The sequence below is a fragment of the Streptomyces sp. DSM 118878 genome (assembly GCF_052936595.1).
Genome location: NZ_CP193622.1, coordinates 3,190,069 through 3,203,386, shown reverse-complemented (window position 1 = coordinate 3,203,386; position 13,318 = coordinate 3,190,069). Strand labels below are relative to the sequence as shown.

Sequence of the window (13,318 nt, the reverse complement as noted above, 5' to 3'; positions counted from 1 at the left end):
TTAGTCTTGAGGGTCCCCCCTGCCGGCTCATGAAGGTTCGCGATGTCTGTCGAATCGGTCTTCCCACAGCTCGAAGCCCTGCTCCCGCATGTGCAGAAGCCCATCCAGTACGTCGGCGGTGAGCTGAACTCCACCGTCAAGCCGTGGGACAGCTGCGACGTCCGCTGGGCGCTGATGTACCCCGACGCCTACGAGGTGGGGCTGCCCAACCAGGGCGTCATGATCCTCTACGAGGTGCTCAACGAACGCCAGGGCGTCCTCGCCGAGCGCACCTACAGCGTCTGGCCGGACCTGGAGGAGCTGATGCGCGAGCACCGGGTCCCGCAGTTCACGGTCGACAGCCACCGCCCGGTGAAGGCCTTCGACGTCTTCGGGCTCAGCTTCTCCACCGAGCTCGGCTACACCAACATGCTCACCGCCCTGGACCTCGCGGGCATCCCGCTGGAGTCCAAGGACCGCACCCTCGACGACCCGATCGTGCTCGCGGGCGGCCACGCCGCGTTCAACCCCGAGCCGATCGCCGAGTTCATCGACGCCGCGATCATCGGCGACGGCGAGCAGGCCGTGCTCGACATGACGGAGATCATCCGCGCCTGGAAGGCCGAGGGCCGCCCCGGCGGACGCGAGGAGGTCCTCTTCCGCCTGGCGAGGACCGGCTCGGTGTACGTCCCCGGGTTCTACGACGTCGAGTACCTCCCGGACGGCCGCATCGGCCGCGTCGTGCCGAACCGCAGCGGCGTGCCGTGGCGGGTCTCCAAGCACACCGTCATGGACCTCGACGAGTGGCCCTACCCCAAGCAGCCGCTCGTCCCGCTCGCCGAGACCGTCCACGAGCGCATGTCCGTGGAGATCTTCCGCGGCTGCACCCGCGGCTGCCGTTTCTGCCAGGCCGGCATGATCACGCGCCCCGTGCGGGAGCGAAGCATCACCGGCATCGGCGACATGGTGGAGAAGGGTCTGAAGGCGACCGGCTTCGAGGAGGTCGGCCTGCTCTCGCTCTCCTCCGCGGACCACAGCGAGATCGGCGAGATCGCCAAGGGCCTCGCCGACCGGTACGAGGAGGACAAGATCGGTCTGTCCCTCCCCTCGACCCGCGTCGACGCCTTCAACGTGGACCTCGCCAACGAGCTGACCAGGAACGGCCGCCGTTCGGGCCTGACCTTCGCCCCCGAGGGCGGCTCCGAGCGCATGCGCAAGGTCATCAACAAGATGGTGTCCGAGGACGACCTCATCCGCACCGTCGCGACCGCGTACGGCAACGGCTGGCGCCAGGTGAAGCTGTACTTCATGTGCGGCCTGCCGACCGAGACCGACGACGACGTCCTCCAGATCGCCGACATGGCGACGAAGGTCATCCAGAAGGGCCGCGAGGCCTCGGGGTCGAACGACATCCGTGCCACGGTGTCGATCGGCGGCTTCGTCCCCAAGCCGCACACGCCCTTCCAGTGGGCCCCACAGCTCTCGGCGGAGGACACGGACGCCCGCCTCCTGAAGCTGCGCGACAAGATCCGCGGCGACAAGAAGTACGGCCGCTCGATCGGTTTCCGCTACCACGACGGCAAGCCCGGCATCGTCGAGGGCCTGCTCTCGCGCGGCGACCGCCGCGTCGGCGCCGTCATCCGCGCGGTCTACGAGGACGGCGGCCGCTTCGACGGCTGGCGCGAGCACTTCAGCTACGACCGCTGGATGAGCTGCGCCGCCAAGACGCTGCCCGAGATGGGCGTCGACGTCGACTGGTACACCACGCGTGAGCGCACGTACGAAGAGGTCCTGCCCTGGGACCACCTGGACTCCGGTCTCGACAAGGACTGGCTCTGGGAGGACTGGCAGGACTCGCTCGACGAGACCGAGGTCGAGGACTGCCGCTGGACGCCGTGCTTCGACTGCGGCGTGTGCCCGCAGATGGACACCCACATCCAGATCGGCCCCACCGGCAAGAAGCTGCTGCCGCTCACGGTCGTGAAGTAGCGGCGGAGCGGGAGAAGAGAAGCAGAGGCCGAGCGTCACGTCGCCGCAGATGCCCGAACTCGTCCTGCCCACCGGCCTGGTGCACCGCTCCTTCATCGAGGCGATGGAGGAGTTCCGGGCCGAGGGGCGCGGCGGGGAGGACGACGACACGACGCTCGGCCACACCCTGCGCGAGTACGGCGCGAAGTGGCACGACCCCGCGGTCTTCGAGCGGTACGTGGCCGAGGCCCGCGCCGCCGCGTACCCGGCCGAGCCGTTCTCCGTCCCCGTCACGTCCCTCTGGTACGTCGACGGCACCGACTACCTCGGCCGCATCGCCGTACGGCACACCATCGCCACCCGCTTCCTGCGTGAGTACGGCGGCCACATCGGGTACGACGTCAGGCCCTCCGCGCGTCTGCGCGGTCACGCCACCGGCATGCTGCGCGCCGCACTGCCGTACGCCGCCGGCCTCGGCCTGGAATCCGTCCTGGTGACCTGCGACACCGACAACACCGGATCGCGCAAGGTGATCGAGGCGGCGGGCGGCCGGTTCGAGGACGAGCGGGGCGGAAAGCTGCGGTACTGGATCCGAACGCGACCGGCGGGCGTCTAGGACGACATGGACCTGGAAAAACGCCCGGCGCCCACCGAGGGCCGGCCCGCTTCCGTCGACCGGCAGCCCGCGCAGGCGGAGGGCTGCCTCGCCGTCGCCATCCGTGTTCCGGTGCGCATCGTGGTCCTGGTGCTCGTCGTGCCGGTGCGCCTCGTGTGGGACGCGCTCGCCGTGGCGGGGCGCTTCGTGTACCGCGGCGCGCTCCGACCGGTCGGACGTGGCATCGGCGCCGCCCTGGCCTGGCTGTTCAGGGCGGTGTTCGTGTGGCCGTGGGTGGGGCTGTGGCGGTACGTGATGGTGCCGCTGGGCCGGGGTGTGGCGTGGCTGGGCCGGGTGCTGGTCGTGGTGCCGGCGGTGTGGCTGTACCGGGCCGTGCTCACGCCGGTCGGACACGGCATCGCCTGGCTGGGGCGGACCCTGGTCGTGACCCCGGCGGCCTGGCTCTGGCACCACCTCGCGGTGATCCCGGCCCGCTGGTTCCACGCCCGCGCACTCACCCCGCTCGGTCACGCGCTCACCTGGCTGGCCCGCGGACTCGGCACCGGTGTCATGGCCGCGGGGCGCGGCATCGGCGTCGCCTTGGTCTGGCTGTTCAGGGCGGTGTTCGTGTGGCCGTGGGTGGGGCTGTGGCGGTACGTGATGGTGCCGCTGGGCCGGGGTGTGGCGTGGCTGGGCCGGGTGCTGGTCGTGGTGCCGGCGGTGTGGCTGTACCGGGCCGTGCTGACGCCGGTCGGGCACGGGATCGCCTGGTTCTGCGGGGGGATCGGCGCGGTGACCGTGTGGCTGGTGAGCGGCGTCGGGGCAGGTTTCTCGTGGGTGGCGCGGGGGCTCTGGTCCGGTGTCTCGTGGCTGGGGCGCGGCCTGTGGACCGTCGTCGCCACGCTCTGCCGCTGGATCTTCGTCGTACCGGCCGTCGCGGTGTGGCGCTGGGTGCTCGCACCCGTCGGGCGCGCGGTCGCCGTCGTCGCCCGGGAGGTCTGGGCCGCGCTGGGCCACGCGTGGCGCGTCGCCGGATACGTCTCGCTGGCCATCGGCCGCTTCCTCGCCGCACTGTTCCGGTGGATCTTCGTCGAGCCGGTGCGCTGGGCCTACCGCTCCGTGCTCACGTCCATCGGCCACCTGGCCCGCGACACGGTGTGGCGCCCCGCCGCCAGGGCGGTCAGGGAGGTGCGCGCCGCGACCCGGCAGGCCCTGACCTCCGCGCGGACGAGCATGCGACAGGCACGGGCCGACGTGCGCCGCATGCTTTTCGGGGCACCCGTACCGCCGGACCCGGCACCCGTGCAGCAGGTACCGGCACCCGTACCGGTGGCCCGGCGGGAACCTGATACGCCGATGGCACGTACTCTAGGTAGCAGTACGACCGCACTCACGAAGGACTGAGCGACACTGGGCAAGCGACAGCCCGAAGGCCCGCCGCCCGCACCCGCGGTGCAGCGCATCCGACTGCGCTACACCAAGCGCGGCCGCCTCCGGTTCACCAGCCACCGTGACTTCCAGCGCGCCTTCGAGCGTGCGCTGCGCCGCGCCGAGGTGCCCATGGCGTACTCGGCGGGGTTCACCCCGCACCCGAAGGTGTCGTACGCCAATGCCGCACCCACCGGCACGGGCAGTGAGGCCGAGTACCTGGAGATCGCGCTCACCGCACCGCGCGACCCCGAGCTCCTGCGCGACCTGCTGAACGAATCGCTGCCGGACGGTCTGGACATCACCGACGCCGTCGAGTCCCGCACCTCGGGCCTCGCCGACCGGCTGACCGCCTCGGTCTGGGAGCTGCGCCTGGTCGGCGTGGAGACCGCGGACGCGGCCCGCGCCGCCGAGCTGTTCCGGGACGCGGAGAAGGTCGAGGTGCAGCGCCGCACGAAGAACGGCATGCGCACCTTCGACGCGCGCGAAGCGGTCGCGAGTCTGGAGGTGGTCGCCCGGGAAGAGGCGGTCACGCACGACACCGATAGGCCGAGCGACAAGCCCTGTGCGATACTGCGGCTGGTTGTTCGGCACGTAACACCTGCCGTACGACCTGACGACGTCCTGTCCGGTCTCCGAGCTGTGGCCGACCTGGCGCCGCCGGTCCCCGCAGCGGTGACCAGGCTGGCGCAGGGGCTTTTCGATGAAGAGACCGGCACGGTGACCGACCCGCTCGCGCCCGACCGCGAGGCAGTCACGGCCGCATCAACCACGGCCGCCGTGCCCGCCGCCGCGAAGGCGCCTGCGACGGAAGGCCCCCGGTAAGGACGTACGTCAAAGCGCCGCCCTCGTACTCGGGAGCCACCTGGGTCGGGCAGCGCACTGACCGAGACTTTCGCCAGGCCGTACGCATTTGGGCGTACGGAACCGGCGAGACAAGACACAGAGAGCTCCCGTGCGGCGCCCACGCCCCCGGATGACGGCCCCGCGCATCTAGCGCGAGCCGTGGACATCACCGGACCAGGCGCGGCGCCCGGGAGCGTGACGGGAGAACCGCCCGCATGCTTGAGCCGAACGACCCCACTGAGGGCTCGCAGAACAACAGTCCCAGCGACACCCTGCCGCCGCGCCGCAGGCGCCGCGCCGCGTCGCGTCCGGCGGGTCCGCCCGCCGGCACGACCGGGGCCGCCGCTCCGGCCATACCGGCCACCCCCGCGGCCGATGCGGCCGAAGAGACCGTGGCGGCCGCCGAGGCCCCCGCGCCCGCCGCCGAGGAGAGCACCCCGGCGCCGCGCACGCGCCGCCGTGCCACCCGCCGCGCCTCCGCGCCCGCCGGTGCACCGGGGACCGCCGAGGTGGCGGAGCCCGCCGCGCCGGCCGCCGAGCCGGAGCCGGAGCCGGCCGCCGAGGAGGCCGCACCGGCCCCCCGCACGCGCCGCCGTGCCACCCGCCGTGCCTCCGCGCCCACGGGTTCCCCGCAGCCTGTGGCCGAGGAGACGGCCGTCGCCGCTGTCGAGCAGGCGCCCGCCGCCGTTTCGGAGCCGGTGGCCGAGGAGCAGCCCGTGGATGCCGCGCCGCGCCGTGCGCGTCGCCGTGCCTCCGCGCCCACGGGCTCGCCGCAGCCTGTGGCCGAGGAGACGGCCGTCGCCGCTGTCGAGCAGGCGCCCGCCGCCGTTTCGGAGCCGGTCGCCGAGGAGCAGCCCGAGGAGGCCGCGCCGCGCCGTGCGCGTCGCCGTGCCACCCGTGGTGCCTCCGCGCCCGCCGCCGAGGCATCGGCCGCCGCTGAGCCGCGTGCCGAGGAGAAGGCGCCCGCCAAGGCCGAGGCGAAGGCCGCGGGGAAGGCCAAGGCCGCCCCGGTCGAGGAGCCCGCCGCCGGGCCCGCCGGGCCCGCCGAGTCCGTCGAGCCCGCCGAGTCCACCGAGGACGAGGCCCCGCGCGGCCGTCGTCGCCGTGCCACCCGCAAGGCCGCGGCCGGTTTCTCCGCGCCCTCGGGTCACAAGGCCCGCAAGGCCGCGAGCGCCGACGAGTCCGGTGAGGAGGGCCGCCGCAAGCCGGCCAGGCCCGCCGTCGCCGTCTTCCAGGCGCCCGTGTTCGCCGCGCCGATGTTCCAGACCCCGGAGAGCGCCGCCGCCGCGGCCGCTGCCGCCGAGGCCGCCGAGGAGCCCGAGGAAGAGCAGCCCGCCGCCGCTGCCGCCCCCGTCGCCCCCGCCGCCCCCGTGGCGGAGGAGGAGCCGGCGCCGCGCCGTCGTCGCCGCCGTCGGGCCGCCGAGGAGCAGCCCGTCGCCGTCGAGGAGCGGGAGCCCGTCAGGGCCGCCGTCGAGGAGCAGCCCGCCGAGGAGCCCGACGACACCGCCGCCGAGGCCGAGCAGGCCGACTCCGAGGACGACAGCGAGGACTCCGGCGAGCGCCAGGGCCGTCGCCGCCGTCGCGGTGGCCGCCGCCGTCGCCGCGGTGACTCCGCCGACCAGGACGGCGAGCAGCACGACGCCGCCGACTCCGACGACACCGCCGAGCAGGCGGAGCACGCCGACGAGGACACCGCGGAGCACGACGACGACGCGGACGAGTCCGGCGCGGACTCCAACGGCTCCAGCAGCAGCCGCCGCCGCAGGCGCCGCCGCCGTCGCGCCGGTGACTCCGCCGAGGGCGAGCCCGGCGACGGCGACCCGGAGCGTACGGTCGTCAAGGTCCGTGAGCCGCGCAAGAAGGAGGAGCGCGAGCTCGGCACCGGCGCCGACGAGGTCCAGTCCATCAAGGGCTCGACGCGCCTGGAGGCGAAGAAGCAGCGCCGCCGCGAGGGCCGCGAGCAGGGCCGCCGCCGCGTGCCGATCATCACCGAGGCCGAGTTCCTGGCCCGCCGCGAGGCCGTCGAGCGGGTGATGGTCGTCCGCCAGAACGGCGAGCGCACCCAGATCGGCGTCCTCGAGGACAACGTGCTCGTCGAGCACTACGTCAACAAGGAGCAGGCCACCAGTTACGTCGGCAACGTCTACCTGGGCAAGGTCCAGAACGTGCTGCCGTCCATGGAGGCCGCGTTCATCGACATCGGCAAGGGCCGCAACGCCGTGCTGTACGCCGGTGAGGTCAACTTCGAGGCGCTGGGCATGGCCAACGGCCCCCGGCGCATCGAGTCGGCCCTGAAGTCCGGCCAGTCGGTCCTCGTGCAGGTCACCAAGGACCCGATCGGCCACAAGGGCGCCCGCCTGACCAGCCAGGTCTCGCTGCCGGGCCGCTACCTCGTGTACGTGCCCGAGGGCTCGATGACCGGCATCAGCCGCAAGCTGCCCGACACCGAGCGCGCGCGTCTGAAGACCATCCTCAAGAAGATCGTCCCCGAGGACGCGGGCGTCATCGTGCGCACCGCCGCCGAGGGCGCGAGCGAGGACGAGCTCCGCCGTGACGTCGAGCGGCTCCAGGAGCAGTGGGAGGACATCCAGAAGAAGGCCAAGATGTCCACCACCAGCTCGCCGACCCTGCTGTACGGCGAGCCGGACATGACGGTGCGTGTCGTCCGCGACATCTTCAACGAGGACTTCTCCAAGGTCATCGTCAGCGGCGACGAGGCGTGGGAGACCATCCACGGCTATGTCGCGCACGTCGCGCCCGACCTGTCGGACCGCCTCTCGCGCTGGACGTCCGAGGTCGACGTCTTCGCGACGTACCGGATCGACGAGCAGCTCGCGAAGGCCCTCGACCGCAAGGTCTGGCTGCCGAGCGGCGGCTCGCTGGTGATCGACAAGACCGAGGCGATGATCGTCGTCGACGTCAACACCGGCAAGTTCACCGGTCAGGGCGGCAACCTCGAAGAGACCGTGACGAGGAACAACCTCGAGGCGGCCGAGGAGATCGTGCGTCAGCTCCGGCTGCGCGACCTCGGCGGCATCGTCGTCATCGACTTCATCGACATGGTCCTCGAGTCCAACCGTGACCTGGTCCTGCGCCGTCTGCTCGAATGCCTCGGGCGCGACCGTACGAAGCACCAGGTCGCCGAGGTCACCTCGCTCGGCCTGGTCCAGATGACCCGTAAGCGTGTCGGCCAGGGGCTCCTGGAGTCCTTCTCCGAGACCTGCGTGCACTGCAACGGCCGCGGTGTCATCGTGCACATGGAGCAGCCCACCTCCGTCGGTGGCGGCGGCAAGCGCAAGAAGCGCGGGCGTGGCGGTGTCGACCAGCAGGACCACGGCCACGAGCACACGTACGAGCACGAGGTTCCGGACGGCGCCGAGAGCGCCGAGACCGAGACCGAGGCCGAGGTCGCCGCGGAGGCCGCCGCTCCGGTGGCCCTGCCCGAGCCGGAGTTCGTCGCGGACGAGGAGCTGTACAGCAGCGCCGCCGAGGCGGAGGCCGCCGCTGCCTCCCGCGGTGGCCGCTCCCGCCGCCGTGCGACCCGCAGGGCATCGGCTCCGGCGGGCGCTCCCCGCACGGAGTCCGCACCGGTCGAGGCCCCGCGTGCGGAGGCTTCGCACGCCGAGGCCGAGGTGGCGCAGGAGGAGGCCCCGAAGGCGCGCGGCCCGAAGAAGTCGGGCAAGCGGGCCAAGGCCGCCGAGAGGGCGGCCGAGAGGGCCGCGCAGGCCGAGATGGAGGCCGCCGAGGCCGAGGTCCCGGTCGTCGAGTCCGACGTGGCGCGCACCGCGGCACCGGCCGCCGAGGACCCGGTCGTGGGCACCCCGGAGGCCGTGCAGGCCGCTCACGAGGCCCCCGCGGCTCCCGAGGCCCCCGTGGACGACGCCGCGCCGAAGGGACGTACGCGCCGCCGTGCCGTCCGTAAGGCGACGTCGCCCGCCGGTTCGCCGAAGGCCGCGGAGAGCGGGCCCGAGGCCGCCGATGTCGTCGTGGCCCCGGCGCCCAAGGCCGAGCCGGTGGCGGAGCCCGTCGCCGAGCCCGTGGCCGAGCCTGTGGCCGAGGCGCTCGTGGCGGACGCCGCTCCGGCCCGTCCGCGCCGCCGTGCGGTGCGCAAGGCCACCGCGCCGACCGCGCCCGAGGAGGCGGCCGTCGTGGTCGTCCCCGCGGCGGAGAAGCCGCAGGCCGCCGAGGAGCCCCAGGCCGCCGAGGAGCCCCAGGTCTCCGAGGAGCCCGTGGCGGAGGCCGAGGCCGCCGCTCCGGCCAAGAAGACGGCGCGCAAGGCGGCGGCCAAGAAGGCGCCCGCGAAGAAGACGGCGGCCAAGAAGACCGCCGCCAAGAAGACGGCCGCCAAGAAGACGACGGCCAAGAAGACGACGAAGGCGACCGCCAAGAAGACGGCGGCCGCCGAGCAGACGGCGTCTTCCGTCTCCGCCTCCAGCGAGAGCTGACACCCGGCGCGACCTGTGCCCCTCCGCCCGGCCACCAGGCCGGACGGAGGGGCACACGCGTGTCCGCCCAGAGGCGTCGCGCGACCCGAAAGCGTGAACCGCGCCACCCTGCTCTTGGTGCACGGGTGGATACCTGTAAAACTCATGCGGTCTGACGAATGAACAGAGGCTTGAGTACCCGGTTGGGGAGACCGCGTCTCGGTCTCAGGGGAGGGATGACAGATGGCGCAAGTGCGCCTGCGTGGCACGGGACGACACCGTGCGGTGAAGCCGGTCAAGGGCGGACGCCAGGCGGTGGCCCTGGCCACGGTCCTGTCCGCGGCCGGGATCCAGGCCACGGGTTCCGTGGGCACCGCGGCCGCGGACACGCCGCGGACCTGGACCGAGGGGCCGATCTTCAACGATCCGAAGGGCAGCCCCGACGAGCAGTACGCGATCCGCAGCCGGCTCGTGGAGCTGACCGAGTCCGCGGTGCGGGGCTCGACGATCAAAGTCGCGGTCTACCACGTGTGGGAGGCCACGGTCGTCAACGCTCTGGTGGACGCCAAGAAGCGGGGCGTCCGCGTCCAGGTCCTGCTGGACGAGACCAGCAAGAGCGACCGGCCGACCAACACGTCGTACGCCACGCTCAAGGAGGCGCTCGGCACCGACAAGAGCAAGTCGTCCTTCGTGACGCTCTGCCCGACCGCGAAGTCGTGCCTCGGCAACCCGCAGTACGGCAAGTCGATCATGCACAACAAGTTCTGGCTGTTCTCGGAGGTCGAGGGCGCCAAGGACGTCGTCGTGCAGACCACGTCGAACTCGACGCCGTCGGCGCACACGAAGTTCTACAACGACGCGCTGCTGCTCCCGGACAACCCCGCGATGTACGACGCCTACGCGGAGTACTTCACGGACATGCTGGGCAAGCGCTGGCAGGACTGGGACTACCGCACGGTCAGCAGCGGGCGCTACAAGTCGTACTTCTTCCCGCGCAACGGCTCGGTCAACGAGACCGACACCATGTACTCCGTCCTGAACAACGTGAAGTGCACGTACAAGGACACCGCGGGTGTGACACAGCACACCAAGGTCCGCGCCGCGATCTTCAAGATCACGCGGAAGCAGATCGCCGACAAGCTGGTCTCGCTGAAGAAGGCGGGCTGCTCGGTGAGCATCCTGTACGCCGAGACGGACAGCGCCAAGAGCCAGAACGGCACCCCGGGCACCTGGGAGCAGCTCCACACGTCCGGAGGCCCCTCGGCGCGCTGCTTCAACGACGACCGGGACCCCTCACGCCCCGGCTCCCGGCTGACGACGCCGTACATCATCCACTCGAAGTACCTGCTGATCGACGGCATGTACGACGGCAAGCGGAACAAGGTCTCCTTCACCGGCTCGCAGAACTACACGGCCCCCGCGCTGCGCGAGAACGACGAGGCGATCGTGAAGATCGACGACGACTCGGTGCAGAGCACCTACCGCTCGCACTTCAACCGCACGTGGAACGTGGCCTGGCCGGGCAAGGCCGACAAGACCGACCTGTGCAAGGGCGTCAAGCCGCTGCCGCCGGACGGTGAGCCCACCTGAGCGGGGGTGCGGGGCCGGTTTGACCCTTTCGGGTCAGCCCCGTAACCTTGACCATCGGCGTGTTCCTATACACCGCCACCCCCTGTAAACCTTTTTCCTCCCGTTTCGTGGGCACTGTTCCGGGCCGGGAGAGGCCGTCCGCTCTGTGGGCGGCTGGACTGCGGGGGCACCGTTCCGAGCGAGAGAGAGATCCGCGTGTACGCCATCGTGCGCAGCGGTGGTCGTCAGCACAAGGTTGCTGTCGACGACATCGTTGAGGTTGACAAGATTTCCACTGCCAAGGTTGGCGACACGGTCGAGCTCTCGACCCTGCTCGTTGTCGACGGTGACGCCGTGACCAGCGACCCGTGGGTCCTGGCCGGCATCAAGGTGCAGGCCGAGGTCGTGGACCACCACAAGGGTGTCAAGATCGACATCCTTCGGTACAAGAACAAGACCGGCTACCGCCGTCGTCAGGGTCACCGTCAGCAGTACACGGCGATCAAGATCACCGGCATCCCCACGGCTGCGAAGTAAGGGACTGAGACAAGATGGCACACAAGAAGGGCGCATCGTCCACTCGGAACGGGCGCGATTCCAATGCTCAGCGGCTCGGCGTGAAGCGCTTCGGCGGTCAGGTCGTCAACGCCGGTGAGATCCTGGTCCGCCAGCGTGGCACCCACTTCCACCCGGGCTCGGGCGTCGGCCGCGGCAAGGACGACACCCTGTTCGCGCTGGACGCCGGTTCGGTGGAGTTCGGTACCCACCGTGGCCGCAAGGTCGTGAACATCGTTCCGGTCGCCTGAGTCCGTCTTACCGACTGACTGGCGCTCGTCGAGCGATTTCTGCGAGGGCGGACCTCTCTTCCCGGTTTCCGGGAAGCGGGTCCGCCTTTCGCGTGTTCTAGATAGACGTGTATTCCGGATGGGTGTGAGTTCCGGATGGACACACCATCCCCCGCAGTAAGCAATTCCCAGGAGGCACCCCGCTATGACCACCTTCGTGGACCGCGTCGAGCTGCACGCCGCCGCGGGTAACGGAGGCCACGGCTGTGCCTCCGTCCACCGTGAGAAGTTCAAGCCGCTCGGCGGCCCGGACGGCGGCAACGGCGGCCGTGGCGGTGACGTCATCCTGGTGGTCGACCAGGACGTCACGACGCTGCTCGACTACCACCACAGCCCGCACCGCAAGGCCACCAACGGCCAGCCCGGCGCCGGCGACAACCGCTCCGGCAAGGACGGTCAGGACCTGGTCCTGCCCGTTCCCGACGGCACGGTCGTCCTCGACAAGGACGGCAACGTCCTCGCGGACATGGTCGGCCAGGGCACCATCTTCGTCGCGGGCCAGGGCGGCCGCGGCGGCCTCGGCAACGCGGCGCTGGCCTCGGCCCGCCGCAAGGCCCCCGGCTTCGCGCTGCTCGGCGTGCCCGGTGAGGAGCGGGACCTCGTCCTGGAGCTCAAGTCCGTCGCCGACGTCGCCCTCGTGGGCTACCCGAGCGCGGGCAAGTCCTCGCTGATCTCCGTGCTGAGCGCCGCGAAGCCGAAGATCGCCGACTACCCCTTCACCACGCTGGTGCCCAACCTGGGCGTGGTGACGGCGGGCTCGACCGTCTACACCGTCGCCGACGTGCCCGGCCTCATCCCGGGCGCCAGCCAGGGCCGCGGGCTCGGTCTGGAGTTCCTGCGGCACGTCGAGCGGTGCAGTGTGCTCGTCCACGTGCTCGACACGGCGACCCTGGAGTCCGACCGCGACCCCGTCTCCGACCTCGACGTCATCGAGGCCGAGCTGCGGGAGTACGGCGCGGGCCTGGAGAACCGGCCGCGCCTGGTCGTCCTGAACAAGATCGACGTACCGGACGGGCAGGACCTCGCCGACCTGGTCCGGCCCGACCTGGAGGAGCGCGGCCACCGCGTCTTCGAGGTGTCGGCCGTGGCGCACAAGGGCCTCAAGGAGCTCTCGTTCGCCCTGGCCGAGCTGGTCGCCGAGGCACGCGCCGCGAAGCCGAAGGAGGAGGCGACCCGTATCGTCATCCGGCCCAAGGCCGTCGACGACAGCGGCTTCACGGTCGTCCGTGAGGAGGACGGCATCTACCGCGTGCGCGGCGAGAAGCCGGAGCGCTGGGTGCGCCAGACCGACTTCAACAACGACGAGGCCGTCGGCTACCTCGCGGACCGCCTCAGCCGCCTCGGTGTCGAGGACCAGTTGATGAAGGCGGGCGCGCGCAACGGTGACGGCGTCGCGATCGGCCCCGAGGAGAACGCGGTCGTCTTCGACTGGGAGCCGACGATGATGGCCGGCGCGGAGATGCTGGGCCGCCGTGGCGAGGACCACCGCCTGGAGGCCCCCCGTCCCGCCGCCCAGCGCCGCCGTGACCGTGAGGCGGAGCGGGACGACGCCGAGCGCGAGTACGACGACTTCAAGCCCTTCTAGGCCCGCAGGGCCCCGCAGGGCACGTCACAGGCACAAGAGAAGGGCCCCCGGAGCGCGAAGCTCCGGGGGCCCTTCTCTT

At 71.7% G+C, this 13,318-nt stretch carries 9 protein-coding genes; all 9 read left to right on the top strand.

Features of this window, described 5'->3' with window-relative positions:
* Window positions 1–42: 42 nt before the first annotated feature.
* The 9 genes from ACRAKF_RS14080 to obgE all read left to right on the top strand — a co-directional run bounded on the left by ACRAKF_RS14080 (window position 43) and on the right by obgE (window position 13,239).
* Complete coding sequence (locus tag ACRAKF_RS14080; protein WP_447037409.1) at window positions 43–1,968, top strand: TIGR03960 family B12-binding radical SAM protein; 1,926 nt, start codon at window positions 43–45, stop codon at window positions 1,966–1,968.
* Between the two features lie 49 nt (window positions 1,969–2,017).
* Window positions 2,018–2,563 carry a GNAT family N-acetyltransferase gene (locus ACRAKF_RS14075; RefSeq protein ID WP_447037408.1) on the top strand — a complete coding sequence of 182 codons (546 nt, stop codon included), beginning with the start codon at window positions 2,018–2,020 and terminating at the stop codon, window positions 2,561–2,563.
* A 6-nt stretch (window positions 2,564–2,569) separates the two neighbouring features.
* Window positions 2,570–3,946 (top strand): hypothetical protein, encoded by a 1,377-nt coding sequence (locus ACRAKF_RS14070; protein ID WP_447037407.1) that lies wholly within the window; start codon window positions 2,570–2,572, stop codon window positions 3,944–3,946.
* Between the two features lie 48 nt (window positions 3,947–3,994).
* On the top strand, window positions 3,995–4,795 hold the full coding sequence (locus ACRAKF_RS14065) for a TIGR03936 family radical SAM-associated protein (RefSeq protein ID WP_447037406.1): 801 nt from the start codon (window positions 3,995–3,997) through the stop codon (window positions 4,793–4,795).
* Between the two features lie 236 nt (window positions 4,796–5,031).
* A complete protein-coding gene (locus tag ACRAKF_RS14060; protein ID WP_447037405.1) occupies window positions 5,032–9,261 on the top strand; it encodes an Rne/Rng family ribonuclease in 4,230 nt (1,409 codons plus the stop codon).
* A gap of 222 nt (window positions 9,262–9,483) precedes the next feature.
* Window positions 9,484–10,830 (top strand): phospholipase D-like domain-containing protein, encoded by a 1,347-nt coding sequence (locus ACRAKF_RS14055; RefSeq protein WP_447037404.1) that lies wholly within the window; start codon window positions 9,484–9,486, stop codon window positions 10,828–10,830.
* Between the two features lie 195 nt (window positions 10,831–11,025).
* Entirely contained in the window at window positions 11,026–11,346 is a 321-nt protein-coding gene (gene rplU, locus ACRAKF_RS14050) for a 50S ribosomal protein L21 (protein WP_055555985.1), read from the top strand.
* Window positions 11,347–11,360: 14 nt separating this feature from the next.
* Window positions 11,361–11,615 carry a 50S ribosomal protein L27 gene (rpmA, locus tag ACRAKF_RS14045; RefSeq protein ID WP_062773847.1) on the top strand — a complete coding sequence of 85 codons (255 nt, stop codon included), beginning with the start codon at window positions 11,361–11,363 and terminating at the stop codon, window positions 11,613–11,615.
* A gap of 184 nt (window positions 11,616–11,799) precedes the next feature.
* Window positions 11,800–13,239 carry a GTPase ObgE gene (obgE, locus tag ACRAKF_RS14040; protein ID WP_447037402.1) on the top strand — a complete coding sequence of 480 codons (1,440 nt, stop codon included), beginning with the start codon at window positions 11,800–11,802 and terminating at the stop codon, window positions 13,237–13,239.
* Window positions 13,240–13,318 lie beyond the last annotated feature (79 nt).